The following is a 24,777-nucleotide window of genomic DNA, read 5'->3' as shown; positions in this document are numbered from 1 at the left end:
GCGCAGGCGATTTTGGAGGTGAGGGCGTGCAGGTTCAGATAGTTGGAGCAACCTTGGTGCACCCGGAAGGATGTATCTGCTCCAGCATTGTAGCACCGTGCATATGGATGCGGGCTGCGGCAATGACCGATCGGATTGGCGGCTTGCCTATCGCACCATCGGCATGGTGGTGGCGGGCGAGAAGGAGGGCAATTGCCATTATTTCGCCCAATTATCTTACGTTTACGTAAGAACATATAATTCTAACCGATTGAAAACATTGGTCGCAAAATAATGAGTTGTGTTTTTTTGCAAAGAGTCATATCGAACCCTCGCAGCGCTTAAGCGTTTCCGGGAGGACACCGGATGGCTTCATGCGTTTCTGGATCAAACTTGAGGAAAGAAACAATCATGGCACGCAACAAGATTGCCCTCATCGGCTCCGGTATGATTGGCGGCACGCTCGCTCATCTCGCCGGTCTGAAGGAACTGGGCGACGTCGTCCTTTTCGACATTGCGGAAGGTACTCCGCAGGGCAAGGGACTGGATATCGCCGAATCTTCTCCGGTTGACGGTTTTGATGCGAAGTTTACCGGCGCCAACGATTACGCAGCCATCGAAGGCGCGGACGTTGTCATCGTTACCGCCGGTGTGCCGCGCAAGCCTGGCATGAGCCGCGACGATCTTCTGGGCATCAACCTGAAGGTGATGGAACAGGTCGGCGCAGGCATCAAGAAATATGCGCCTGAAGCCTTCGTCATCTGCATCACCAACCCGCTCGATGCGATGGTCTGGGCGCTGCAGAAGTTCTCCGGCCTTCCGGCTCACAAGGTCGTCGGCATGGCTGGCGTTCTCGACTCCGCCCGTTTCCGTTACTTCCTGTCGGAAGAATTCAACGTTTCGGTTGAAGATGTCACCGCATTCGTGCTTGGCGGCCACGGCGACAGCATGGTTCCGCTGGCCCGTTACTCGACCGTTGCCGGTATCCCGCTGCCGGATCTGGTCAAGATGGGCTGGACCAGCCAGGAAAAGCTCGACAAGATCATCCAGCGCACCCGTGATGGCGGTGCGGAAATCGTCGGCCTGCTCAAGACCGGTTCGGCTTTCTACGCTCCGGCTTCTTCGGCCATTCAGATGGCTGAATCCTATCTCAAGGACAAGAAGCGCGTTCTGCCTGTCGCTGCCCAGCTGAGCGGTCAGTATGGCGTGAAGGACATGTATGTCGGCGTGCCGACCGTGATCGGCGCCAATGGCGTTGAACGCATCATCGAAATCGATCTCGACGGTCAGGAAAAGGCCGAGTTCGAAAAGTCGGTGGCTTCGGTTGCCGGTCTTTGCGAGGCTTGCATCGCTATCGCTCCGTCGCTCAAGTAATATCCAGACAAGGCCGGATGCCCTGTTTTTGATGGGGCTCCGGCCTTTTCCGGCTGTCAATATTGGTCGAAGATTTGGGCCGTACCGGTTCGCCAGACGAACCGGGAATCCGTAGAGGACAACCAGATGAATATTCACGAATATCAGGCCAAGCGCCTGCTTCACACCTACGGCGCGCCGATCGCCAATGGTGTGGCTGTCTATTCCGTCGAACAGGCGGAAGAATGGGCAAAGACGCTTCCTGGCCCGCTTTACGTTGTCAAGAGCCAGATCCACGCTGGCGGTCGCGGCAAGGGCAAGTTCAAGGAACTCGGCCCGGACGCCAAGGGCGGCGTGCGCCTCGCCAAGTCGGTTGAGGAAGTGGTTGCCAATGCGAAGGAAATGCTGGGCAACACACTCGTCACCAAGCAGACCGGCCCTGCTGGCAAGCAGGTCAACCGCCTTTACATCGAAGACGGCGCCGACATTGATCGCGAGCTTTATCTCTCGATCCTGATCGACCGCACCGTCGGCCGTCCGGCTTTCGTCGTTTCGACCGAAGGCGGCATGGACATCGAAGCCGTTGCCGAAGAAACCCCTGAAAAGATCGTGACTGTCGCCATCGATCCGGCCAAGGGCGTAACGGATGAAGACGCCAACAAGCTCGCCGACGCGTTGAAGCTTGAAGGTCAGGCTCGCGAAGACGGCCTCAAGCTGTTCCCGATCCTCTACAAAGCCTTCACCGAAAAGGACATGAGCCTTCTCGAAATCAACCCGCTGATCGTCATGACCGATGGCCGCGTGCGCGTTCTCGACGCCAAGGTATCGTTCGACGGCAATGCGCTGTTCCGTCATCCTGACATTCAGGAACTGCGCGATTTGTCGGAAGAAGACGAAAAAGAAATCGAAGCTTCCAAATACGATCTCGCTTACGTCGCTCTCGATGGCAATATCGGCTGCATGGTCAACGGTGCAGGCCTTGCCATGGCAACGATGGACATCATCAAGCTCTACGGTGCAGAACCTGCCAACTTCCTCGACGTTGGTGGCGGCGCTTCCAAGGAGAAGGTGACGGCTGCGTTCAAGATCATCACCGCTGATCCGGCTGTCCAGGGCATTCTGGTCAACATCTTCGGTGGCATCATGAAGTGCGACGTGATCGCCGAAGGCGTGATCGCTGCGGTCAAGGAAGTCGGCCTGAAGGTTCCGCTGGTTGTCCGTCTTGAAGGCACCAATGTGGAACTCGGCAAGAAGATCATCAACGAGAGCGGCCTGAACGTTATTTCGGCTGACGATCTCGACGATGCGGCGCAGAAGATCGTCGCTGCTGTGAAGGGGAATTAAGGCATGTCCATTCTCGTCAACAAGGACACCAAGGTTCTCGTACAGGGCCTGACCGGCAAGACCGGTACTTTCCACACCGAACAGGCGCTTGCCTATTACGGCACGCAGATGGTCGGCGGTATCCATCCGAAGAAGGGTGGCGAAACCTGGGAAGGCTCGAAGGGCGAAAAGCTCCCGATCTTCGCAACCGTTGCCGAAGCCAAGGAACGCACGGGCGCCGACGCTTCCGTGATCTATGTTCCGCCAGCAGGTGCTGCCGATGCGATCATCGAAGCCATCGAAGCTGAGATTCCGTTCATCGTCTGCATCACCGAAGGCATTCCGGTCATGGACATGGTTCGCGTCAAGGAGCGTCTGGAACGCTCGAAGTCGCGCCTGCTTGGACCGAACTGCCCGGGCATCCTGACCCCTGAAGAATGCAAGATCGGCATCATGCCGGGCAATATCTTCAAGAAGGGTTCGGTGGGTGTTGTATCGCGCTCCGGCACGCTTACCTATGAAGCTGTGTTCCAGACCTCGAACGAGGGCCTCGGCCAGACCACCGCTGTTGGTATCGGCGGCGATCCGGTCAAGGGCACCGAGTTCATCGACGTCTTGGAAATGTTCCTGGCCGACGACGAAACCAAGTCGATCGTCATGATCGGCGAAATCGGCGGTTCGGCTGAAGAAGACGCGGCTCAGTTCCTCAAGGACGAAGCCAAGCGCGGTCGCAAGAAGCCGATGGTCGGCTTCATCGCTGGCCGCACCGCGCCTGCAGGACGCACCATGGGCCATGCCGGCGCCGTGATCTCCGGCGGCAAGGGCGGAGCGGAAGACAAGATTGCAGCCATGGAATCGGCTGGCATCCGCGTCTCCCCGTCGCCTGCGCAGCTCGGCAAGACGCTGGTTGAAGTCCTCAAGGGCTGAGACCGACTGAGTTTGAATATCCCGGCGGCGGCGAAAGCCGCTGCCGGGTTTGGCATAACAAAAACATACTGAAGCCGGATACCGGGCTTTAAGGGAATGGCAGGCATTCGCGGTCATTCTTCGGTGTCGAACAAATAGACCGGGTGGTTTTGACAATTGCGTCGGAACAGATCGCTCGGGTCGCGTAGAAACGAGTTTTGCCGGGGTCTGTTGTGGTTCCTCCCCGGCGGCGTGAGGGATGAAGGTTTCGGTATCTTCCGGCCCGCGCAGATGAGCTACTGACAAGGAGACGGAGCAAAGCTCCGGATTAGGTTATGGCAAGGCAAGAACAGGCCAACGACGTTTTCGCCCTTACCTCGTTCCTCTATGGCGGCAACGCCGACTATATCGAGGAGCTGTACGCCAAGTATGAGGATGATCCGAATTCGGTTGATCCGCAGTGGCGCGATTTCTTCGCGAAGCTGGGCGATAGTGCCGAAGATGTGAAGAAGAATGCGCAAGGCGCAAGCTGGACCAGAAAAAACTGGCCGATTGCCGCCAATGGCGAACTCGTCTCCGCTCTAGACGGTAATTGGGCCGAAGTCGAAAAGCACGTCACCGACAAGCTGAAGGGCAAGGCTGCCAAAGGCGACAGCAAGGCCGCCGCAGCGCTTTCCGCTGAAGAGATTGCACAGGCTGCACGCGACAGCGTTCGCGCCATCATGATGATCCGCGCCTATCGCATGCGCGGCCATCTGCATGCCAATCTCGATCCGCTCGGTCTCGCTGAAAAGCCGAACGACTATAACGAGCTGGAGCCGGAAGCTTACGGCTTCACGCCTGCAGACTACAATCGCAAGATTTTCATCGATAATGTGCTCGGCCTCGAATATGCGACCGTGCCGGAAATGCTCGACATTCTGAAGCGCACCTATTGCGGCACGATCGGCGTCGAGTTCATGCATATTTCCGATCCGGCTGAAAAGGCATGGATTCAGGAACGCATCGAAGGTCCGGATAAAAAGGTCGCTTTCACGCCGGAAGGCAAGAAGGCTATCCTGTCGAAGCTCATCGAAGCAGAGGGTTTCGAGCAGTTCATCGACGTCAAGTACAAGGGCACCAAGCGTTTCGGCCTCGATGGCGGTGAATCGCTGATCCCGGCGCTGGAACAGATCGTCAAGCGCGGCGGCCAGATGGGCCTTAAGGAAGTCGTGCTCGGCATGGCGCACCGTGGCCGCCTGAACGTGCTGTCCCAGGTCATGGGCAAGCCGCACCGCGCCATCTTCCACGAGTTCAAGGGCGGCTCCTACGCGCCGGACGATGTGGAAGGTTCGGGTGACGTGAAGTACCATCTTGGCGCTTCGTCGGACCGCGAGTTTGACGGCAACAAGGTTCACCTGTCGCTGACCGCCAACCCGTCGCATCTTGAAATCGTCAACCCGGTTGTCATGGGCAAGGCCCGCGCCAAGCAGGATCTGCTTGTCGGCCGCACCCGCGACGACATGGTTCCGCTGACCGAACGCGCCAAGGTTCTGCCGCTGCTGCTGCACGGCGATGCCGCTTTCGCAGGTCAGGGTGTGGTTGCCGAGTGCCTCGGCCTGTCGGGCCTCAAGGGGCACCGCGTCGGTGGCACGCTGCATTTCATCATCAACAACCAGATCGGTTTCACCACCAATCCGGCCTTCTCGCGTTCGTCGCCTTATCCGTCGGATGTTGCGAAGATGGTTGAAGCGCCGGTCTTCCACGTCAATGGCGACGATCCGGAAGCTGTGGTGTTCGCGGCCAAGGTTGCGATGGAATTCCGCATGACCTTCCACAAGCCGGTGGTCGTGGACATGTTCTGCTACCGTCGCTTCGGCCACAATGAAGGCGACGAACCGTCCTTCACCCAGCCGTTGATGTACAAGGAAATCCGCGCGCACAAGACGACGGTTCAGCTCTATAGCGATAAGCTGATTGCCGAAGGTCTGCTGACCCAGGCCGACGTCGACAAGATGCGCGCCGACTGGCGCGAAAAGCTCGAAATCGAGTTCGAAGCCGGACAGAGCTACAAGCCGAACAAGGCCGACTGGCTGGACGGCGCCTGGGCAGGTCTGCGCACGGCGGACAATGCCGATGAGCAGCGCCGCGGCAAGACCGGTGTTCCGATCAAGACACTCAAGGAAATCGGCAAGAAGCTGGTTGAAGTGCCGCAGGACTTCCATGTCCACCGCACCATCCAGCGCTTCCTCGATAACCGCGCCAAGATGATGGAAACCGGCGAAGGCATCGATTGGGCAACCGCTGAATCGCTGGCATTCGGCACGCTGGTTGCGGAAGGCCATCCGATCCGCCTGTCCGGTCAGGACGTGGAACGCGGCACCTTCTCGCAGCGTCACACGGTTCTCTACGATCAGGAAAACCAGAACCGCTATATCCCGCTGAACAATATCCAGAAGGGGCAGGCGATCTACGAAGCCATCAACTCGATGCTTTCGGAAGAAGCGGTACTCGGCTACGAATACGGTTATTCGCTGTCCGATCCGCGTGCGTTGGTTCTCTGGGAAGCCCAGTTCGGCGATTTCGCCAACGGTGCGCAGGTCGTGTTCGACCAGTTCATCTCGTCGGGCGAGCGCAAGTGGCTGCGTATGTCCGGTCTCGTCTGCCTTCTGCCGCATGGCTATGAAGGTCAGGGTCCGGAACATTCGTCGGCCCGTCTGGAACGCTATCTCCAGCTTTGCGCTGAAGACAATATGCAGGTTGCCAACGTTACGACGCCGGCTAACTACTACCATATTCTGCGCCGCCAGATGAAGCGCGACTTCCGCAAGCCGCTCATCATGATGACGCCGAAGTCGCTGCTGCGCCACAAGCGCGCCGTGTCCAGCCTTAGCGAACTGTCGGGCGATTCCTCGTTCCACCGTCTGCTGTGGGACGACGCGCAGTACAACAAGGGCGAAGAAGGCATCAAGCTTCAGAAAGATGCCAAGATCCGCCGTGTCGTGCTTTGCTCGGGCAAGGTCTATTACGATCTCTACGAAGAGCGTGAAAAGCGCGGCATCGACGATGTCTACCTGCTGCGCGTGGAACAGCTTTACCCGTTCCCGGCCAAGGCGCTCATCAACGAGCTGTCGCGTTTCCGTCATGCGGAAATCGTCTGGTGTCAGGAAGAGCCGAAGAACATGGGTGCGTGGTCGTTCATCGATCCGTATCTGGAATGGGTGCTGGCGCATATCGATGCCAAGCATCAGCGCGTCCGCTACACGGGCCGCCCGGCTGCCGCTTCTCCGGCAACCGGCCTGATGTCGAAGCATCTTGCGCAGCTTGAAGCTTTCCTTGAGGATGCGCTCGGTAACTGATCCGGGTTATAGTTCTGGAGCGGTTTTTCGAAACTGCTCCAGCCTGAATTGAACATAAAATCCAAAGTTTGAAGATCAACGGAAGAAGAAACCATGGCCACCGAAATTCGCGTTCCCACGCTTGGGGAGTCCGTTACTGAGGCAACCATCGGAAAATGGTTCAAGAAGGTTGGCGATGCCGTCGCCATCGACGAACCGCTGGTGGAACTGGAAACCGACAAGGTGACAGTGGAAGTTCCGGCTGCTGCTGCTGGCGTGCTGGCTGAAATCGTGGCCAAGGAAGGCGACACGGTTGAAGTGAACGCTCTGCTCGGCCAGATTTCGGGTGAGGGCGCTGCTGCCGCTCCGGCTCCGAAGAAGGAAGAAGCCAAGCCTGCCGCCGCCGCTGCTCCGGCTGCCGCTGCACCGGTTGCTTCCGCATCGTCCGGTCCGGCCATGCAGCCAGCTCCTGCCGCTTCGAAGCTTCTGGCTGAAAGCGGTCTTTCCGCCGATCAGGTCGATGGTTCGGGCAAGCGCGGCCAGGTCCTCAAGGGCGACGTTCTCGACGCTATTGCAAAGGGCGTATCGGCTGCTCCGGCTGCTGCCCCAGTTGCTGCACGTCCGGCTTCGTCGGCTGACGACGCATCGCGTGAAGAACGCGTGAAGATGACCCGTCTGCGTCAGACCATCGCCAAGCGTCTGAAGGATGCGCAGAACACTGCCGCCATGCTGACGACCTATAACGAAGTCGACATGTCCGCAGTCATGGAACTGCGCACCAAGTACAAAGACGTCTTCGAAAAGAAGCACGGCGTGAAGCTTGGCTTCATGGGCTTCTTCACGAAGGCCGTCACCCATGCGCTGAAGGAAATCCCGGCTGTAAACGCCGAGATCGACGGCACCGACATCATCTACAAGAACTTTGCGCATGTCGGCATGGCTGTCGGCACCGACAAGGGGCTTGTGGTTCCGGTCATCCGCGACGCCGATCAGCTTTCGATCGCGGGCGTGGAAAAGGAACTGGGCCGTCTGGCCAAGGCCGCGCGCGATGGCACGCTTTCGATGGCTGACATGCAGGGCGGCACCTTCACCATCACCAATGGTGGCGTTTACGGTTCGCTGATGTCTTCGCCGATCCTCAATTCGCCGCAGTCGGGCATTCTCGGCATGCACAAGATCCAGGATCGTCCGGTTGTCGTCGGCGGTCAGATCGTCATCCGTCCGATGATGTATCTGGCTCTCAGCTACGATCACCGCATCGTGGACGGCAAGGAAGCCGTGACCTTCCTCGTTCGCGTCAAGGAAAGCCTGGAAGATCCGGAACGTCTGGTTCTCGATCTCTAAGCTGGAATTCAAAAAAAGCCGCCCGAACATGATCGGGCGGCTTTTCGGTCGGGTTTGCGAGAAACGGGATTTGCACGATGGAGTCGGGTCTTTTCTCCTCTTCGCCTTATCTGCCGCCCTACCTGCCACTTGTCGGCTGGAGCGTGGTTTTGCTGGTGGCGCATGTGCTGCTTCAGGCCATGACGGCGACGCGAGAACTCGGCACAGACTGGAATGCCGGTCCCCGCGATGAAGGACTGAAGCCTTCCGGCGCGATTGCCGGTCGTGCGGAACGGGCATCCGCCAATTTCCGCGAAACCTATCCGGCTTTTATCGCGCTGGCGCTGGCTTTGACGCTGAAAAGCGATGCAGCGCAATGGGGCGTTTACGGGGCCTGGCTCTGGTTTGCCTGCCGTATTGTCTATATTCCGCTCTATCTGGCGGGCATTCCCTATATCCGGTCGCTGATCTGGGTCGGCTCGATGGTCGGACTGGGTGTCATGTTTCTGGCTTTGATTTTTTGATGGTTGCCTGCGCGGGTCTTCGCGCATAGTGCAGCAAAGGAAAAGCGATGCATCCCTATCTCTTCGAACTGGCCTCTCTGATGGCGATCTTCTTCTTTGCGATTGTTTCGCCGGGGGCTGATCTTGCCATGGTCATGCGTCAGTCACTGATGCATGGCCGCCGTGAGGCGATCATCACCAGTTTCGGCATCGGTAGCGCGCTGATGATGCATGTGACCTATACGGTTCTGGGCCTCGGCCTGATCATTTCCCAGTCGATCTATCTGTTCAACATCGTCAAATGGTGCGGTGTGGCCTATCTCGTCTATATCGGTATCAAGGCGCTGCGCGCTGGCGCTACGAAGATCGATGTCGAAAACGATGCGAAGGAGCCACGCAAGCAGCAGAGCTTTGCCAAGGCCTTCGGTCTCGGCTTTGCCGCCAACGCGCTCAATCCGAAAGCCGTGTTCTTCTTCCTGTCGATCTTCTCAACGGTCGTGCACGCGCATACGCCGACCGAAGTGAAGCTCGGTTACGGTGTTGTGATGGCAACCGCGCTGATCAGCTGGTTTATTGGCGTCAGCATTTTCATGACCACGCCGAAGATGCGCGCGGCCTTCTCGCGCGCTTCGAAATGGATCGATCGCACCAGCGGTGTTGTCTTCATCGCGCTGGGGCTTAAACTTGCGACCGAAAAGGCTATGTAAGAAGCAATTGATTTGCTGCCGGAAAAACTCAAGGAGAACCGACAGATGCATGTTGCAGTTAAGCTTCTCAGAATAACGGCCGCTTCGGTCGTTGCCGCATCGGTGTTCTCGACTGCGGTGCAGGCGGCCTGCACACAGAATCGCGGCATCTATCAGGATCGTGACGGCGCCTATACGCTGACGTTCCAGCCCTTGCAGTCGAACGATCTCAAGATGACGCCAGCGCCGACGAATGAATTCACCATCACGGCCAATGACAAGCCGGAATTCAAGCTGAGCGGCATGGTGATCTGGCCGGAAGAAGGTGTGGCGCGGCCTTATGCGCTCATCACCTATAATTGCAAGGGCGACGGCTCCAATGCGGAAGACCTCGATGATTGCAGCATCTGGCAGAGCGTCATCTATGCGCTGAAGGAAAGCGCGGAAGCTGATGTTCTGCCGAAGGCGGACGAACCAGCTGCGCAGGCCGTGCTGTTCCCCGATCTGGTGACGGCGCTCGACGGCTATGATTTTGGAGCGGCCAAACCGGAAAAGCCGCTTCAGTGGGAAGTGTTCCGCTTTCAGGGATGCACCCCGGATGAAAACTGACCGGCTGTTCTCACGAATGCCGGTCTCAAACTAAAAACGTTCAGGAAAGACTGAAAAGGGTAATTCAATGTCTTATGATGTGGTTGTCATCGGTACGGGCCCCGGCGGTTATGTCGCCGCAATCAAGGCCGCGCAGCTCGGTCTCTCGGTTGCCGTGGTGGAAAAGCGCAAGACCTTCGGCGGCACCTGCCTCAATGTCGGCTGCATTCCGTCCAAGGCGCTTTTGCATGCGTCGGAAGTGTTTGCCGAAGCTGGCCATTCCTTCGACACGCTGGGCGTGGAAGTCGGCAAGCCGAAGCTCAATCTGGAAAAGATGTTGGCCCACAAGGACGCGACCGTGAAGTCGAACACGTCGGGCGTGGAATTCCTGTTCAAGAAGAACAAGATCACCCCTTACATCGGCACCGGCAAGATCGTCGCCAAGGGCAAGGTTTCCGTGACCGCCGAAGACGGCAAGGTTGAGGAAATCGAAGCCAAGAACATCATCATCGCCACGGGTTCCGACGTCGCCGGTATTCCGGGCGTCAAGGTCGATATCGACGAGAAGACCATCGTGTCCTCGACCGGCGCTCTGTCCTTCGACAAGGTTCCGGGTCATCTGGTCGTTGTCGGCGGCGGTGTGATCGGTCTGGAGCTGGGTTCGGTCTGGGCGCGTCTCGGCGCGAAGGTCACGGTTGTCGAATATCTCGACAAGGTGCTGGGTGCGATGGACGGCGAAGTTTCCAAGCAGTTCCAGCGTCTGCTGGAAAAGCAGGGCATTGCCTTCAAGCTCAGCGCGAAAGTCACGGGCGTCGAGAAGTCCGGCAAGGGCGCAAAGGTCACCTTTGAGCCGGTCAAGGGTGGCGATGCGGAAGTGCTCGAAGCCGATGCCGTTCTGATCTCTACGGGCCGCCGTCCTTACACGGATGGTCTCGGCCTTCAGGAAGCAGGCGTCACTGTTGATGATCGCGGTCGCGTTGCGATTGACGATCATTGGCGCACCAATGTCGAAGGCATCTATGCCATCGGCGACGTGGTGCAGGGCCCGATGCTGGCGCACAAGGCCGAGGATGAAGGCATTGCCGTTGCCGAAATCATCGCCGGTCAGGCCGGTCATGTGAATTTCGACGTCATTCCAAGCGTCGTCTACACCCAGCCGGAAGTGGCTTCCGTCGGCAAGACCGAAGAAGAACTGAAAGCTGCCGGCGTTGAATACAAGGTCGGCAAGTTCCCGTTCACGGCCAATGGTCGTGCACGCGCCATGCTGCACACCGATGGTTTTGTGAAAATCCTTGCCGACAAGGCAACGGATCGCGTTCTGGGCGCACATATCCTCGGTTACAATGCCGGTGAAATGATCCATGAACTGGCCGTACTGATGGAATTCGGCGGTTCTTCGGAAGATCTGGCCCGCACCTGCCATGCGCATCCGACCATGTCGGAATCCGTGCGCGAATCCGCTCTGGCGACCTTCGCCAAGCCGATCCATATGTAATCTCTTCGAGAGAGCATGGAGAAAGGCCCGCTCAAGCGGGCCTTTTTTTTTGGAAATCAGTTCTGGGCTGGCGGATTGGCAGGGGTTGCCGGGGCCGGTGTGGCCGGTTCGCTCTGCGTCGCGGGCGGCTGTGCCGCCGTGTCGGTTCTCGTGCCGTTATTGTAGAAGAAATAGCCGAGAATGATGATTGCCACGAGCAGAACAGCACCCAGAAGATAGCCGCTGCCGCCCCGTTGTGGCGGTGGCATGCCGGAAGGGTCCGACAGTCTCGGATCAGTATTCACCGGGTTTGTTCTGGGGTCGTTTCGCGGATCGAGGGGATCAACCATTGCGCGCTCCTCCAGTTGTCGCATGGGGCTTGCGCGGTATCCAGCCGTCACAAACCTTGTGTGGAGAGTGAACGCAGTCAAAAGCCGATTGTTCCGCAGCCACGCCGGAGCTAGAGCGCCGTCAGGCGATAGCCCTTGGCCCGCAGCAGTTCCACCACGCCTTCCTGACCCGGCAGATGCAGCGCGCCGATTGCAATGAAGACATTGCCTTTTTCCAGAAGCGGAACGGCGCGATCCGCCATGGTGTGGTTGCGGTCCGTGATCAGGTATTTCTGGAACAGGTCGTAATCCTGATCGGACAATGCATCCGGCACGATCTGTCGCAGCGCGGGCATGATCATGCCCAGTTCACCGTTCAGATAAAGCGCGGTCGTCGTCTCCATCGCGTCTTCGGACTTGTCGCTGTAATCGACCGTGGCGATCAGATTGCGAATGTGAAAATCGAGCGGAAGCTTTTCAGTCGCTTCGAACTGTTCGGCAGCCGTTTCCAGCCCCGCTATTTCGCGCCCTTCCGCCTTTGCATTGACGGCCAAAAATTCGTCAAGCGACTTTTCACCTTCGCTTTTGCGTTCGCGCTCGCATTCGGGCAGGGATAACAGCGTGGTCAGAACCCACGGCTTCATCTTGGCGACCGCATCGAGAATAATGCCGCGCTCGGCCAGTTTCTTTTCAATATCGTCGCGCCTGTCGGCAGGCAGATGCGATTTAAGCGTGCTGCCATCGGTGAAAAGCAGCAGTTCCGGGCGCTCCAGCTTCAGGCGCAGAAAGTTCTTCTGATCGAGAACATCGGTGGTTTCGATCACGACGGTGCCGGTCGAACGATAGGCGTCTTCGACAGGCTTGGGCAGGTCCAGCACGCGCGGATCGCTGAGATGAATTGTGCCGAACAGATAGGACGGCGCTATGCCGTCCTTTTCGATCTTCCAGAGGCGGCCCTGATGGTTGGGCGTTGCTTCGGCTTCCGCCTGCAATTTTTTCCAGAGGGCGGGATCGCTTTTCTCCACGCCATCGACGAGATTTTCGCCGCGAACGGAGCAGGCGGTGGCCTTTTCGTCAGCGCGGGCGGTGATGGACCCGGCGAAGACGGCGCATAGAAGAACAAGAAGCAGCTTTTTCATAAAGTGAATATAGGCGATCTTCCGCGATGTGAAAGGTGCCCGGTTCAGGCTCTCGGATGCGCCTTGTCATAGACTTCCAGCAAACGCTCCGTATCCACGCCGGTATAAATCTGCGTGGTGGACAGGCTGGCATGGCCCAGCAATTCCTGAATGGTGCGCAAGTCGCCGCCGCGACCCAGCAGATGCGTCGCGAAGGAATGGCGCAGTGCATGTGGCGTGGCGCTGTCGGGAAGGCCCAGCCCAGCGCGCAGCTTCTGCATTTCGCGCTGGATGATCGCGGCATGAAGCTCGCCGCCCTTCGCGCCGCGAAATAGCGGCTTGTCGGCAGAGAGATCATAGGGGCAAAGCGCGCGATATTGCGCGACGGCGCGGTGTATGATCGGCAGCAGAGGAACAAGGCGGGACTTATTGCCCTTGCCGGTTATGGTGATCGAAAGCGCGGAACTGTCGGATAGCGCGTCGCCTTTCAAGCCAAGCGCCTCGGAAATGCGCAAGCCGCAGCCATAGAGAAGGGTCAGCACGGCGGCGTTACGGGCGGCGATCCACGGCTCCTCGGCCATCTGGCCATCGGCTGCGACCACACGGCGGGCGTCGTCTGCGGTCAGCGGTTTTGGCAGCGATTTCGGCTGGCGGGGCGCGCGTATGGCACCGGCGCCAGCGGCATTGGCCAGTCCGCGTTTTTCCAGATGCCGCAGCAGCGAGCGCACACCAGCCAGACCGCGCCCAAGGGTTCGTGCGCCTGCGCCGTCATTGCGGCGGCTGGCGAGGAACGAGCGCAGATCGGCAACGCGCAAGGCGCTCACATCCTTCAGCGAGGGCGCTTCGCCCAGATGGCCGGTGAGAAAATTCAGAAACTGCCGCGAGTCGCGCTCATAGGCTTCGATGGTATTCTCGGAAAGACGGCGCGTATCTTTCAATGTCTTCAGCCATTCCTCACGCGCAGCCGCGAGGTCTGCACGGGCGGGAATCAGGAATTCGCCATTCATTGCCATCTTGAAATCTACCGGTTGAAGTTTCGGCAGACAGTTTGTCAGGCAGAGGTTACCGGCTGGTTGCCTTTGATGCTTCCATCGGCGACTTTGCTGAAACCGTGCATTTTTCTTGGCGTTTCGGTCTGAATTCGCTAAGCGATAGGCTAATCAGCAGCGCATATCGGTCCGACTGTCGGGACGATGCGCCCGAATCCAGATCAGGGGCAACCATGCCACGTCCAGAAAATCCGATCCAGCTTGCCATCGTCGGTGCCGCCCATGGCATTCGCGGCGAAGTCCGGATCAAGACATTCACCGAAGACCCGCTGTCCATCGGCGATTATGGCCTGCTCTATGATGAGCAGGGCAAGGGCTACGAAATTCTTGAAGCGCGGGCCGCCAAGACGGTGGTGATCGTGCGCCTCAAGGGCGTCAATGACCGCAATGCCGCCGAGGCGCTCAACGGCACGGCGCTCTACATCGACCGTTCGCAATTGCCGGACGACGATCTGGACGATGACGAGTTCTTCCAGACCGACCTGATCGGCCTCGCGGCCATCGATGCCGAGGGCAAAAGCTATGGCATTGTCAGCGCGGTGTTCGATTTCGGCGGCGGCGACATCATTGAGTTGAGCGAGAAGGGCAAGCGCCCGATGCTCATTCCGTTTACCGAAGCGGCTGTGCCGGAGATTGATTTCGAAAAAGGCACCATTCTGGTGGAGCCTTTCGCGGCGGGCCTGATCGCCGATGAAGACGACAATCCGCTGAAGGGCCGCAATCAGCCCAAGAAGCGACCGAAGAAGTCATGACGGGCGAACTTTTCCATGCTTCGGTTTTGACGCTTTATCCGGAAATGTTTCCGGGGCCGCTTGGCGTTTCCCTGGCGGGCAAGGCGCTGGCCGAGGCGAAATGGCAGCTTGATACGGTGCAGATTCGCGACTTTGCCGAAGGCAGGCATCGCATGGTCGATGACACGCCGTCCGGTGGCGGCGCGGGCATGGTGATGAAGCCTGATGTGATTGCGCGGGCGCTCGATTCCGTTGCCGATGATCGCCCAATGCTGCTGATGACGCCGCGCGGTGCGCCGCTGACGCAAAAGCGCGTGCGCGAGCTTGCAGCCGGTCCGGGCGCGATCATTTTGTGCGGTCGCTTTGAGGGCGTGGATGAACGTGTGATCGAAGCGCGTCATCTCGAGGAAGTGTCGATCGGCGATTATATTCTCTCGGGCGGCGAGACGGCGGCCATCGTGCTGCTGGATGCCGTGGTGCGCCTGTTGCCCGGCGTTATGGGCAATCAGCAATCGGGCGAAACGGAGAGTTTCGAGACCGGGTTGCTCGAACATCCGCATTATACGCGCCCGCAGGTTTGGGAGGAGCGTTCCATTCCCGATGTGCTGACATCCGGCAATCATGGCGCCATCGACAAATGGCGGCATGCTGAGGCCGAGCGGATTACCCGGGAGCGTCGTCCCGATCTCTGGGATGTCTATCAGGAGACGAAGCGCAAAAGCTGATCGAGCGCTTGAAAAGTATCGTCCCGCAGAAAAATGCCCGGTTTTCACCGGGCATTTCTGTTTCAGGCATGTTGCTTTGCGGATGCGCGAAGGGCAGCTTCCGGCTTGCGAAGCAGGTAATAGACCCCGCCGCCAATGCCGACCCCGAAGAACCAGCCATAGGTTCCCCACCAGTTCGGCAGAAGATTGGTGGCTATCGGCAGGACCGACGAGAACAGCGCGCCAATGGCAAAGGCGATGAAAGCCTTGACGTGCCAGCCGTTCTGGAAGCGGAATTCGCCATTTTCCTGATAGAGATCGGCGACATTCAGCTGTCCGCGACGCAGCAGATAATAATCGACCATCATGATCCCAAAGATCGGCCCCATGGTGGAGCCGAGGAAATTGACGAAATGCGCAGCGCCGGTTTCCCATGGTGCGAACGGATAGAGGATCAGCGCGATCAGCGCCGCGATAAAACCGCCGCGCTTGAAGGAAACCTTCTGCGGAAATGTGTTCGAGAAATCAAAGGCGGCGGAAACGAAGTTTGCCACCACATTGATGCCGAGCGTTGCGACGGTGAATGTCAGCGCGGCCAGCAATGCCAGGAACCAACTGTCGAACTTGGCCGAAATCTGGTCGGGATGCAGCAGCACTTCGCCATAGACCGTGAAGGCGGCTGTGGTCGTGACACCGGCTACGAGGCAGAAGGCCAGAAGATTGACCGGCAGGCCCCAGAGATTGCCGCGCCGGAGTGCCGCCTCATCCTTGGCATAGCGCGAGAAGTCGCAGAAGTTGAGATAAAGCGCTGCGAAATAGGTGATCCAGGTGGCGGCAACCGCCGCCAGCGCCGCGATGGAACCCGGTTCGCCGGATACGCCTGCATCTCTTGTCTTCTCCAGCAGAACATCGCGCGGGATTTCGCTGCCGAAGGAGAATGTGCCTGCCTTGATGACCAGATAGATGGCGAGAATGAGCATCATGATCCAGACAGCCGGACCGGCCCAATCCTGAAAACGGCGCACCGTTTCCATCCCGCGCTGGATGATCAAGAGCTGCGCCGCCCAGACCAGCACGTAGCAGATGACTTCCAGGGTCGAATGACCGAGCAAATGGCTGTTCTGGTGAAAAGCCAGCATGCTGTCATTGCGGATCAGCAGCGCAACAAGGGCGCCGGAAGCTGCCGCCGTCTGCGCGCCATACCAGAAACAGGCGACGACGCCGCGCACGAGGGCTGGGAAATTCGCGCCGAATGTGCCGAAGGAGGCGCGGGCCAGCACCGGAAAAGGCACGCCGGTCCGTACGCCCGCATTGCCGACGAGGCTCATCAGGAAGAAGATGACCAGAGAGCCGAGACCGATGGCAATGATAAAGTTCAGAAAACTGCCGCAAAGCAGGAAAAGACTTGCGGCAAGATAGTAGCCCCACAGACTATGGACGTCCGATGTCCAGACGTTGAAAATACTGAAGGCGCCCCATTTGCGCTCAACAGCCGGCGCCAGATCCTCATTATACAATGAGGGTGACGGTTGTTTGCTTGTCATATTGTCCCCATTTTAGCTTTATGCTTTATTCGATTGCTTGCATGCGCAGCCGTCATTTTTTGCAATATTTCTGACATAGACCATTGCGGCTGGCTATTAAAAATTCTGACAGGGCGTGACAAAACCCTCGAGATGCTGTATTGGCGCGTCTGTTCGGAAAAATCCGACATTGCGATGGCTCGTTCGGGCATAGCCCGGGACGTCCGTAAACCAATAAATGGTGTACCGCTCCTGCCTGATATCGAGGGCATAGCCGCAAGGCCAAGGATTGCTTGGCGGCAAGTGCAGAGCGCTCTGACTGTTTGAGAAGAACATAGAAGGAGTCAGACGATGACCGATATTATTCGTCAGCTTGAAGCCGAACAGGCAGCAAAGATCGAAGAAAAGCGCAAGCTTCCAGATTTCCAGCCGGGCGACACGGTTCGCGTTCAGGTTCGCGTGACGGAAGGTACGCGTACCCGCGTACAGGCCTATGAAGGCGTCTGCATCGCTCGTTCGGGCGCAGGCCTCAACGAAAACTTCACCGTCCGCAAGATTTCGTATGGCGAAGGCGTAGAGCGCGTATTCCCGGTTTACTCGCCGATCGTTGAAGGCGTTGAGCTGGTTCGCCGCGGTAAGGTCCGTCGCGCCAAGCTTTACTACCTGCGTGGCCTCACCGGTAAGGCTGCCCGTATTTCTGAAAAGAAAGACAACCGCACCAAGGCCGAGCGCGAAGCCGACAAGGCTGCCGCCGCTGCCGAAGCTGCCAAGACCGCTGCTGAATAAGTTTCAGCCAGAGATCTTTGAAAAAGGCGGCCTGTGGCCGCCTTTTTTATTTGCCAAACGCATTACGACGCATAATATCAGGCATAATTCTGCCCGCTTTGCGCAAGATTGTTACTGCGACACCCTGTTGCTGTTTCAGTTTCTTGACGAAACGCAACAGCAGGTGCATATGACAGCCAAATTAAGAACCGTTCAAAGGAACTCTCGCAATGAGCGCGCCGCGTACACTTTATGACAAGATCTGGGACGACCATGTAGTGGATCAGCAGGAAGATGGGACCTGCCTCCTTTATATTGATCGCCATCTTGTGCACGAAGTGACGAGCCCGCAGGCTTTCGAAGGCCTGCGCATGGCTGGCCGTCAGGTGCGCCATCCCGAGAAGACGCTGGCTGTGGTCGATCACAACGTGCCGACCTCGAAAGATCGCGTCAACGGCATCAAGAACGAAGAAAGCCGCATTCAGGTTGAAGCTCTCGCCAAGAATGCCGCCGATTTCAACGTTGAATATTATTCCGAGCGTGATCGTCGTCAGGGCGTCGTGCACATCGTCGGACCAGAGCAGGGCTTCACCCTGCCGGGCATGACGATTGTTTGCGGCGACAGCCACACTTCGACCCACGGTGCTTTCGGTTCGCTAGCGCATGGTATCGGTACGTCGGAAGTCGAGCATGTGCTCGCGACCCAGACGCTAATCCAGAAGAAAGCCAAAAACATGCTGGTGCGTGTTGAGGGCGAACTGGCTCCGGGCGTGACCGCCAAGGACATCACGCTCGCCATCATCGGCGAAATCGGCACCGCAGGCGGCACCGGTTACGTGATCGAATATGCAGGCAGCGCCATTCGCTCGCTGTCGATGGAAGGTCGCATGACCGTCTGCAACATGTCGATTGAAGGCGGCGCACGCGCTGGTCTGATCGCACCGGACGAAACGACCTTCGCCTATGTGCAGGACAAGCCGCGCGCGCCGAAGGGCGAAGCGCTGGAACAGGCTATCGGCTACTGGAAGACGCTGCATTCGGATGAAGGCGCGCATTTCGACAAGATCGTCGAGCTGGATGCGGCCAAGATTTCGCCGGTCGTTTCCTGGGGCTCTTCGCCGGAAGACGTTGTTTTCGTCACCGACATCGTGCCGAATCCGGATGATATCAAGGATGAAACCAAGCGTGCATCCAAGTGGCGTGCACTGGACTATATGGGTCTGAAGCCGGGCACCAAGATGACCGACATCAAGATCGACCGCGTCTTCATCGGTTCCTGCACCAATGGCCGTATCGAGGATCTGCGCGACGCAGCCCGCATGGCCGCTGGCAAGAAGGTTGCCGATGGCGTCAACGCCATGATCGTGCCGGGCTCGGGTCTCGTGAAGGAACAGGCGGAAGCCGAAGGCCTCGACAAGATCTTCATCGAAGCCGGGTTCGACTGGCGCGAGCCGGGATGCTCGATGTGCCTCGCCATGAATGACGACCGTCTGAAGCCGGGTGAACGTTGCGCTTCGACCTCGAACCGCAACTTCGAAGGCCGTCAGGGCTTCAAGGGCCGCACCCATCTCGTGTCGCCTGCCATGGCCGCCGCAGCTGCCATTGCCGGTCACTTCGTGGACATTCGCGACTGGAACTAACGTGTCCAGACAACACTGAATAGAACAAGCCGCCGGAGCGATCCGGCGGCTTTTCTTTTATGCGCCGCCATGGGTAAGAAAAAAGCTTTGCTCTTATCCGCTTCTTCACGGTTTCCTCGCATATTCCATGTATAAGTAAGTGCTGCTAGATTAGCGCCTACTTTAGAGAAGCCGCTACGAACCAAAGCAGGCGGAATAGGCATTCATGGGCGGGGCCGATTTCATTCTCATCATCAACATGACCGTATCCGGTCTGTTTGCCTTCGCGTTTTTCGGCATTGCCGTTTATGCGAAAGGCAATGCCGCGGCGCGCGTCTTCGCGACGGGCTTCGTCTTTGCGATGCTCTACTTCCTCAGTGAGCTGGCGATGCCGTCCATGCCGAGCCCGCGCATCGGCTATATGCTCGCATTTGCAACCTATCTGATGACACTGGCTTGTCTCGTCATTGGTCTGGCGCGGATGTATTCTTCGCCCGTGCCGTGGAAGACGCTTGGCGCGCTGGCGTTTGTTTCGCTGGTGATGATCCATGCCATATACGGCATCGCGCGCAGCACCTTGCTCGGTATGTTCCTCTACCAGACGCCTTATTTTCTGACATTGGCGCTCGCCGTCTGGATCATCCTGCGCTCCAGCAGACGCGGGGCTGTCGATATGCTGATGGCCGTGCTTTTTGCCTTCAGTGCTGTGCATTTTCTCATGAAGCCGGTGCTTGCCAATGTGTCGGGCGGCGCGGGGGCTGAGCCGAACGATTATGTGAATACGGCCTATGCGCTTTTTGCCCAGTCGATCGGGGCCGGCCTGTCGGTCGCGGCGGGACTTCTATTGCTATTGAGCCTGATGCGGGAACTGCTTTCGGACATGACCATTCGTTCCGAAACGGACGAGCTTTCGGCGCTGCTCAATCGCCGCGGCTTTGCGTTGCGGGCAGAGGCGGCCATCGAAAAATCGAAGCGGTCTCGACAGGCCCTGTCGCTGGTGGTTTGCGATATCGACTATTTCAAATTGATAAATGACAATTACGGCCACGCGCTGGGTGACCGTGTCATCGCAGCCTTTGCTGCCGAATTGCGCAAGACCGCCGTTGCCCGAGGCGGATTTGCGGCGCGCATGGGCGGCGAGGAATTTGCGGTCCTGCTGCCCGGCAACACCATTCAGTCGGCGTCTCGCTGTGCCGACGGTATGCGTCTGGCCTGCGGCACGACCCAGATACCGAGCAATCATGGCGATATCGATTTTACAGCCAGCTTCGGCGTTGCCGAAATGGAATTCGACGACATGTTTTCCGACCTCTACAAGCGAGCTGACGGTGCGCTTTATGAGGCGAAGAAGGGCGGTCGCAATTGCGTCCGCGCAGCCTCGCCCATTATCTCTGATGAGAATGTCGTGGAGTTTCGTCCGTCAGGCTCAGCCCGCACACGCGGATAATCGGGCTCAACAGCCCGGATGATCCAGAACCGGCGTTTCGCCGCTATCCAGCCCATACATGAATGAGCGTCCGCGCAGGACGATGGCGCTTTCGCAACTGCTGTTCGGAGGGCTGACGATATAGGACACAGCCTTGTCCTGCGACGCGGTTATTGTTGTCGTGCCGTGCACCTTGCGCGGCATCTGCAATGTCGGGTCTTTATGCGCTGCACCGACCCGGATGATCTTAGCGCCGCCGCCAGCCTTCTGCATGACGAGGTTTCCAGACGTGTCGGCATAGCGCAAGGTGGTCTCGGCAGAGGCTGTCGCGACCAAGCCACCAAAAGCCAGTGTACATGACGCCAGCAACGCGATCCTGTTTCTGTTTGCCATGGTGCCGTTTCGCCTTCGCCGTCTGACGCAAAAAGAGTTTCCGCACCATCTTAACTCTTTCTTTACCTTTGTCATCCGTGCTGGCTACAATCGGATAAGTCTTTGGTCGCAACTGCTTCGCGGCGTTGTGAGCAAGGACGACTTGAACCGCCCCGAAGGCCAAGGAATGTTCAATGACCAAAGATCATGCCGTCGATATCGCGCTGCTCCATCTTCGTGATGCTCACGAATTCGCGCCGCTGCTTGCCAGCTATGCGCAGGCGCTGAAGCGTGGCGCACCACGCCGCCCCGACGATTATTATGCCGAGCATCTTCTGCAGGACCGTGCCACTGAAATTCTAGGCGCGCGCGTGGACGGCAATCTTGTCGGCTTCGTGATTTTCTACGATCTGCCGGAGCCGGTATCGGGTCTGCGCGCGGGGCAGGTGGATCATATCTATGTGCATCACGATCATCGCGGCAAAGGCATCGCCAAGGCTCTCATCGACCTGCTGGCCGACAAGGCGGAAGAGCGCAGTTGGTCCAAGCTGGTGCTCAATGCGCCGCGTGTGCCGGAAGACGGACGCAAGCTCTATGAGCAGGTCGCGACGGCAGCCGACTGGTCGAGCTATGTGATTCGATTCGGCGCCTGATGTGCTTTTGCTAAAGTTGATGAAATTACACATGTTTTTTAAATTGCGGCCTTCAAACGATTGAAGGCCGCATTCACGTGAAAGTGTCGCAAAGGTGCGACCAATTGTTAGTCTTTTCGTGAAAAAGCTTCTTTGACGTGGTGGTAAAAGAGCAGTAGAAAGCGGCACATAAGGCCGTATTCCACGGTCTCGCCATATTTTCAGGTCGCACCGGCGCGGGATCGAAAGTTCCGGTTCATTGCGTAGAGCGCGACTTCAAAACTGGGTTTTTAGAAAAACCCGCCATCCGGTACGCCAGATCGATCATTGTCGGTGGGCATTCCGGGGGAGAAACGTCAGGGAAGCCCCACGAGAGGCCAACGAGAACCATGACACAACCGACCGTAACGCGTCAGCGTCCTTTGTCGCCGCACCTGTCCGTCTATAAGCCGGTCATCACGATGACGATGTCCATCGTGCATCGTATCACGGGCGGCGCTCTCTATTTCGGCACCCTGCTGCTTGCAGCCTGGCTTATTTCCGCAGCCGTCGGCGAAGAGTGCTTCAATGCCGTCAACGCCGTGTTCGGCTCCTGGATCGGCCAGCTTGTGCTGTTCGGCTATACCTGGGCGCTGCTGCACCATCTGGCGGGCGGCGTTCGTCACTTCATCTGGGATACCGGCGCAGGTCTTGAAAAGCATACCGCTTCCAAGATCGCCTGGGCTACGGTCGTCTTCTCGGTCATCGCAACGATCCTCGTCTGGGTCGTCGCTTACTCGGTGCGCTAGGAGGCTAATCCCATGAGCGGCTCGAATAACGATATGCGCACGCCTCTCGGCAAGGTTCGCGGTCTTGGCTCTGCCAAGGAAGGCACCAGCCATTTCTGGTATCAGCGCGTGACGGCAGTGGCCCTGGTGCCGCTGGTTCTCTTTTTCCTCGGTCTGGTGATTTCGCTCAATGGCGCAAGCTTTGCGGAAGTCCGGGCTGCTCTCTCGCATCCCATTACCGCCATTGTCATGGCGCTGTTCGTTCTGACCGGCGTTTATCACATGCGTCTGGGCATGCAGGTTATTATCGAAGATTATGTGCATGGCGAAGGCATGAAGGTCGTGCTGGTGATGCTGAACACCTTCTTTGCGGCGGTGGTCGGTTTTGCCTGCGTTTTCGCGATCCTCAAGCTCAGCTTCGGAGGTTGATAGCCCGATGGCTAGTGCAGAAAAGAATGCAGCTCCGGCTGCGGGCGAAAAGTCCTACAAGTTTGTCGATCACAAATTCGACGTTGTCGTGGTCGGCGCCGGCGGCGCTGGTCTGCGCGCCACGCTCGGCATGGCCGAGCAGGGGCTCAAGACCGCCTGTATCACGAAGGTTTTCCCGACCCGTTCGCATACGGTCGCGGCACAGGGCGGCATTGCCGCCTCGTTGAAGAACATGGGCCCGGACAGCTGGCAGTGGCACATGTACGATACCGTCAAGGGATCGGACTGGCTCGGCGACACCGACGCGATGGAATATCTGGCGCGTGAAGCGCCTGCCGCCGTCTACGAGCTTGAGCACTACGGTGTGCCGTTCTCCCGTACGGAAGAAGGCAAGATTTACCAGCGTCCGTTCGGCGGTCACATGCAGAATTTCGGTGACGGTCCTCCGGTTCAGCGCACCTGCGCTGCTGCCGACCGTACCGGCCACGCCATCCTGCACACGCTTTACGGCCAGAGCCTGAAGAACAACGCGCAGTTCTTCATCGAATATTTCGCGCTCGACCTGATCATGACCGACGGTGTCTGCACCGGCGTGGTGGCGTGGAACCTCGATGACGGCACCATCCATCGCTTCTCCGCCAAGATGGTGGTTCTGGCGACCGGTGGTTACGGTCGCGCCTATTTCTCGGCTACCTCGGCCCATACCTGCACCGGCGACGGTGGCGGCATGGCTGCGCGCGCTGGTCTGCCGCTTCAGGACATGGAATTCGTTCAGTTCCATCCGACCGGCATTTACGGCGCAGGCTGCCTCATCACCGAAGGCGCACGCGGTGAAGGCGGCTATCTGGTCAATTCCGAAGGCGAGCGCTTCATGGAGCGTTATGCGCCATCGGCCAAGGATCTTGCCTCGCGCGACGTGGTGTCGCGCTGCATGACCATGGAAATCCGCGCCGGTCGTGGCGTCGGCAAGGCCAAGGACCACATCTTCCTGCATCTCGACCATCTCGATCCCGCCGTTCTGCATGAACGCCTGCCGGGCATCTCCGAGTCGGCCAAGATTTTCGCGGGCGTGGACGTGACCAAGGAACCGATCCCGGTTCTGCCGACCGTTCACTACAATATGGGCGGCATTCCGACCAATTACTGGGGCGAAGTGCTGAACCCGACGCCGGAAGACCCGGATCGCGTACAGCCCGGCCTGATGGCTGTCGGCGAAGCGGGCTGCGCTTCGGTGCACGGTGCAAACCGTCTCGGCTCCAACTCGCTGATCGACCTTGTGGTGTTCGGTCGTGCGGCTGCGATCCGCGCTGGCGAAGTCATCGACCGCGCCGCGAAGATCCCGGATATCAACGAAGCCGCTGTCGAAAAGATCATGGATCGGTTCCATCGCCTGCGTTACGCCAATGGCTCGACGCCGACGGCAGAGCTGCGCGAGAAGATGCAGCGCACCATGCAGGAAGACGCCGCCGTGTTCCGCACGTCGGAATCGCTCAAGCAGGGCTGCGAGCGCATGGAAAAGATCTGGCAGGAACTGCCGGATATCAAGGTTTCCGACCGCTCAATGATCTGGAACTCCGATCTCGTTGAGACGCTGGAGCTGGAAAACCTGATGGCCAATGCGTTGACGACCGTTGTTTCGGCGGAAGCGCGTCATGAAAGCCGCGGCGCGCATGCGCATGAGGATTTCCCGGACCGTAACGATGCCGAATGGCGCAAGCACACCCTGTCCTGGCTGTCGCCGGACGGCAAGGTGACGCTCGGTTATCGCGCCGTTCATCTCGATCCGCTCACGACGGAAGAAGAAGGTGGCATCAGCCTCGCCAAGATTGCGCCGAAGAAGCGCGTTTACTGATTAAGGGAA

At 58.3% G+C, this 24,777-nt stretch carries 24 protein-coding genes; 18 read left to right on the top strand and 6 right to left on the bottom strand.

The genetic code is table 11. The annotated features are described in order from the left end of the window. Positions 1-34 precede the first annotated feature (34 nt). Positions 35-199: a hypothetical protein gene (locus D8666_RS24170; RefSeq protein ID WP_167836047.1), complete on the bottom strand. Its 165-nt coding sequence runs from the start codon at positions 197-199 to the stop codon at positions 35-37. Between the two features lie 191 nt (positions 200-390). On the opposite strand from D8666_RS24170, the gene mdh reads away from it, so the two are divergent. The 9 genes from mdh (at position 391) to lpdA (ending at position 11,473) form a co-directional block, all read left to right on the top strand. Then, positions 391-1,353: a malate dehydrogenase gene (mdh, locus tag D8666_RS06035; RefSeq protein WP_109369971.1), complete on the top strand. Its 963-nt coding sequence runs from the start codon at positions 391-393 to the stop codon at positions 1,351-1,353. Between the two features lie 126 nt (positions 1,354-1,479). Beyond that, positions 1,480-2,676, top strand: coding sequence for an ADP-forming succinate--CoA ligase subunit beta (gene sucC, locus D8666_RS06030; protein WP_109369970.1), 1,197 nt, complete (start codon positions 1,480-1,482; stop codon positions 2,674-2,676). A 3-nt stretch (positions 2,677-2,679) separates the two neighbouring features. Continuing rightward, positions 2,680-3,582: a succinate--CoA ligase subunit alpha gene (gene sucD, locus D8666_RS06025; protein ID WP_104755057.1), complete on the top strand. Its 903-nt coding sequence runs from the start codon at positions 2,680-2,682 to the stop codon at positions 3,580-3,582. A 314-nt stretch (positions 3,583-3,896) separates the two neighbouring features. Further along, on the top strand, positions 3,897-6,899 hold the full coding sequence (locus D8666_RS06020; protein WP_109369969.1) for a 2-oxoglutarate dehydrogenase E1 component: 3,003 nt from the start codon (positions 3,897-3,899) through the stop codon (positions 6,897-6,899). A gap of 93 nt (positions 6,900-6,992) precedes the next feature. Then, entirely contained in the window at positions 6,993-8,222 is a 1,230-nt protein-coding gene (gene odhB / locus D8666_RS06015; RefSeq protein ID WP_109369968.1) for a 2-oxoglutarate dehydrogenase complex dihydrolipoyllysine-residue succinyltransferase, read from the top strand. A gap of 77 nt (positions 8,223-8,299) precedes the next feature. Next, a complete protein-coding gene (locus D8666_RS06010; RefSeq protein ID WP_109369967.1) occupies positions 8,300-8,725 on the top strand; it encodes an MAPEG family protein in 426 nt (141 codons plus the stop codon). 47 nt (positions 8,726-8,772) lie between these two features. Then, positions 8,773-9,411: a LysE family translocator gene (locus tag D8666_RS06005; RefSeq protein ID WP_109369966.1), complete on the top strand. Its 639-nt coding sequence runs from the start codon at positions 8,773-8,775 to the stop codon at positions 9,409-9,411. A gap of 45 nt (positions 9,412-9,456) precedes the next feature. Further along, the gene (locus D8666_RS06000) at positions 9,457-9,999 is read left to right on the top strand and encodes a hypothetical protein (protein WP_109369965.1); all 543 of its coding nucleotides are present in this window, start codon (positions 9,457-9,459) and stop codon (positions 9,997-9,999) included. A gap of 67 nt (positions 10,000-10,066) precedes the next feature. Continuing rightward, positions 10,067-11,473 (top strand): dihydrolipoyl dehydrogenase, encoded by a 1,407-nt coding sequence (gene lpdA / locus D8666_RS05995; RefSeq protein ID WP_121536798.1) that lies wholly within the window; start codon positions 10,067-10,069, stop codon positions 11,471-11,473. Between the two features lie 56 nt (positions 11,474-11,529). On the opposite strand, the gene D8666_RS05990 is transcribed toward lpdA, so the two are convergent. The 3 genes from D8666_RS05990 to D8666_RS05980 all read right to left on the bottom strand — a co-directional run bounded on the left by D8666_RS05990 (position 11,530) and on the right by D8666_RS05980 (position 13,912). Next, positions 11,530-11,802, bottom strand: coding sequence for a hypothetical protein (locus D8666_RS05990; RefSeq protein WP_121536796.1), 273 nt, complete (start codon positions 11,800-11,802; stop codon positions 11,530-11,532). Between the two features lie 110 nt (positions 11,803-11,912). Beyond that, positions 11,913-12,920, bottom strand: a complete 1,008-nt coding sequence (locus D8666_RS05985) for a TraB/GumN family protein (protein ID WP_121536794.1) — start codon at positions 12,918-12,920, stop codon at positions 11,913-11,915. A 44-nt stretch (positions 12,921-12,964) separates the two neighbouring features. Then, complete coding sequence (locus D8666_RS05980) at positions 12,965-13,912, bottom strand: tyrosine recombinase XerC (RefSeq protein ID WP_121536792.1); 948 nt, start codon at positions 13,910-13,912, stop codon at positions 12,965-12,967. A gap of 209 nt (positions 13,913-14,121) precedes the next feature. Between D8666_RS05980 and rimM the strand changes: the two genes are divergently transcribed. Next, entirely contained in the window at positions 14,122-14,700 is a 579-nt protein-coding gene (gene rimM, locus D8666_RS05975) for a ribosome maturation factor RimM (protein WP_121537417.1), read from the top strand. Beyond that, positions 14,697-15,404, top strand: a complete 708-nt coding sequence (gene trmD, locus D8666_RS05970) for a tRNA (guanosine(37)-N1)-methyltransferase TrmD (protein WP_109369960.1) — start codon at positions 14,697-14,699, stop codon at positions 15,402-15,404. Before rimM ends, trmD begins: the two co-directional genes overlap by 4 nt. A 62-nt stretch (positions 15,405-15,466) precedes the next feature. Here trmD and D8666_RS05965 read toward each other — a convergent pair whose 3' ends face one another. Further along, complete coding sequence (locus tag D8666_RS05965) at positions 15,467-16,927, bottom strand: NCS1 family nucleobase:cation symporter-1 (protein ID WP_121536790.1); 1,461 nt, start codon at positions 16,925-16,927, stop codon at positions 15,467-15,469. A gap of 330 nt (positions 16,928-17,257) precedes the next feature. Between D8666_RS05965 and rplS the strand changes: the two genes are divergently transcribed. The 3 genes from rplS to D8666_RS05945 all read left to right on the top strand — a co-directional run bounded on the left by rplS (position 17,258) and on the right by D8666_RS05945 (position 20,737). Further along, positions 17,258-17,692, top strand: a complete 435-nt coding sequence (rplS, locus tag D8666_RS05960) for a 50S ribosomal protein L19 (RefSeq protein ID WP_109369958.1) — start codon at positions 17,258-17,260, stop codon at positions 17,690-17,692. 209 nt (positions 17,693-17,901) lie between these two features. Continuing rightward, positions 17,902-19,311 carry a 3-isopropylmalate dehydratase large subunit gene (gene leuC / locus D8666_RS05950; protein WP_121536786.1) on the top strand — a complete coding sequence of 470 codons (1,410 nt, stop codon included), beginning with the start codon at positions 17,902-17,904 and terminating at the stop codon, positions 19,309-19,311. A 205-nt stretch (positions 19,312-19,516) separates the two neighbouring features. Beyond that, positions 19,517-20,737 carry a GGDEF domain-containing protein gene (locus D8666_RS05945; RefSeq protein WP_121536784.1) on the top strand — a complete coding sequence of 407 codons (1,221 nt, stop codon included), beginning with the start codon at positions 19,517-19,519 and terminating at the stop codon, positions 20,735-20,737. Between the two features lie 6 nt (positions 20,738-20,743). On the opposite strand, the gene D8666_RS05940 is transcribed toward D8666_RS05945, so the two are convergent. Next, complete coding sequence (locus D8666_RS05940; RefSeq protein WP_121536782.1) at positions 20,744-21,109, bottom strand: hypothetical protein; 366 nt, start codon at positions 21,107-21,109, stop codon at positions 20,744-20,746. A gap of 173 nt (positions 21,110-21,282) precedes the next feature. Here D8666_RS05940 and D8666_RS05935 point away from each other — a divergent pair, with 173 nt between their 5' ends. From D8666_RS05935 to sdhA, 4 genes are all read left to right on the top strand, one after another. Further along, complete coding sequence (locus tag D8666_RS05935) at positions 21,283-21,741, top strand: GNAT family N-acetyltransferase (RefSeq protein ID WP_109369953.1); 459 nt, start codon at positions 21,283-21,285, stop codon at positions 21,739-21,741. A gap of 368 nt (positions 21,742-22,109) precedes the next feature. Beyond that, entirely contained in the window at positions 22,110-22,508 is a 399-nt protein-coding gene (gene sdhC, locus D8666_RS05925) for a succinate dehydrogenase, cytochrome b556 subunit (RefSeq protein ID WP_078337554.1), read from the top strand. 12 nt (positions 22,509-22,520) lie between these two features. Next, positions 22,521-22,916, top strand: a complete 396-nt coding sequence (gene sdhD, locus D8666_RS05920) for a succinate dehydrogenase, hydrophobic membrane anchor protein (protein ID WP_109369952.1) — start codon at positions 22,521-22,523, stop codon at positions 22,914-22,916. A 7-nt stretch (positions 22,917-22,923) separates the two neighbouring features. Then, positions 22,924-24,768, top strand: coding sequence for a succinate dehydrogenase flavoprotein subunit (gene sdhA, locus D8666_RS05915; protein WP_109369951.1), 1,845 nt, complete (start codon positions 22,924-22,926; stop codon positions 24,766-24,768). Positions 24,769-24,777 lie beyond the last annotated feature (9 nt).

Source organism: Ochrobactrum soli, from assembly GCF_003664555.1.
Taxonomy (GTDB): domain Bacteria; phylum Pseudomonadota; class Alphaproteobacteria; order Rhizobiales; family Rhizobiaceae; genus Brucella; species Brucella teleogrylli.
Note: the sequence above shows the minus strand (reverse complement) of the source record. Positions and strands in the feature narration are given on the sequence as shown.

Coding starts and splice junctions, on each gene's coding strand:
- D8666_RS05935 (WP_109369953.1), top strand. CDS start 21,283: ATGACCAAAGATCATGCCGTCGATATCGCGCTGCTCCATCTTCGTGAT.
- D8666_RS06010 (WP_109369967.1), top strand. CDS start 8,300: ATGGAGTCGGGTCTTTTCTCCTCTTCGCCTTATCTGCCGCCCTACCTG.
- D8666_RS05945 (WP_121536784.1), top strand. CDS start 19,517: ATGGGCGGGGCCGATTTCATTCTCATCATCAACATGACCGTATCCGGT.
- D8666_RS05940 (WP_121536782.1), bottom strand. CDS start 21,109: ATGGCAAACAGAAACAGGATCGCGTTGCTGGCGTCATGTACACTGGCT.
- rimM (WP_121537417.1), top strand. CDS start 14,122: ATGCCACGTCCAGAAAATCCGATCCAGCTTGCCATCGTCGGTGCCGCC.
- odhB (WP_109369968.1), top strand. CDS start 6,993: ATGGCCACCGAAATTCGCGTTCCCACGCTTGGGGAGTCCGTTACTGAG.
- D8666_RS06005 (WP_109369966.1), top strand. CDS start 8,773: ATGCATCCCTATCTCTTCGAACTGGCCTCTCTGATGGCGATCTTCTTC.
- trmD (WP_109369960.1), top strand. CDS start 14,697: ATGACGGGCGAACTTTTCCATGCTTCGGTTTTGACGCTTTATCCGGAA.
- sdhD (WP_109369952.1), top strand. CDS start 22,521: ATGAGCGGCTCGAATAACGATATGCGCACGCCTCTCGGCAAGGTTCGC.
- lpdA (WP_121536798.1), top strand. CDS start 10,067: ATGTCTTATGATGTGGTTGTCATCGGTACGGGCCCCGGCGGTTATGTC.
- sdhA (WP_109369951.1), top strand. CDS start 22,924: ATGGCTAGTGCAGAAAAGAATGCAGCTCCGGCTGCGGGCGAAAAGTCC.
- mdh (WP_109369971.1), top strand. CDS start 391: ATGGCACGCAACAAGATTGCCCTCATCGGCTCCGGTATGATTGGCGGC.
- D8666_RS06000 (WP_109369965.1), top strand. CDS start 9,457: ATGCATGTTGCAGTTAAGCTTCTCAGAATAACGGCCGCTTCGGTCGTT.
- sucC (WP_109369970.1), top strand. CDS start 1,480: ATGAATATTCACGAATATCAGGCCAAGCGCCTGCTTCACACCTACGGC.
- sdhC (WP_078337554.1), top strand. CDS start 22,110: ATGACACAACCGACCGTAACGCGTCAGCGTCCTTTGTCGCCGCACCTG.
- D8666_RS05965 (WP_121536790.1), bottom strand. CDS start 16,927: ATGACAAGCAAACAACCGTCACCCTCATTGTATAATGAGGATCTGGCG.
- D8666_RS05985 (WP_121536794.1), bottom strand. CDS start 12,920: ATGAAAAAGCTGCTTCTTGTTCTTCTATGCGCCGTCTTCGCCGGGTCC.
- leuC (WP_121536786.1), top strand. CDS start 17,902: ATGAGCGCGCCGCGTACACTTTATGACAAGATCTGGGACGACCATGTA.
- D8666_RS05980 (WP_121536792.1), bottom strand. CDS start 13,912: ATGGCAATGAATGGCGAATTCCTGATTCCCGCCCGTGCAGACCTCGCG.
- rplS (WP_109369958.1), top strand. CDS start 17,258: ATGACCGATATTATTCGTCAGCTTGAAGCCGAACAGGCAGCAAAGATC.
- D8666_RS06020 (WP_109369969.1), top strand. CDS start 3,897: ATGGCAAGGCAAGAACAGGCCAACGACGTTTTCGCCCTTACCTCGTTC.
- D8666_RS05990 (WP_121536796.1), bottom strand. CDS start 11,802: ATGGTTGATCCCCTCGATCCGCGAAACGACCCCAGAACAAACCCGGTG.
- D8666_RS24170 (WP_167836047.1), bottom strand. CDS start 199: ATGGCAATTGCCCTCCTTCTCGCCCGCCACCACCATGCCGATGGTGCG.
- sucD (WP_104755057.1), top strand. CDS start 2,680: ATGTCCATTCTCGTCAACAAGGACACCAAGGTTCTCGTACAGGGCCTG.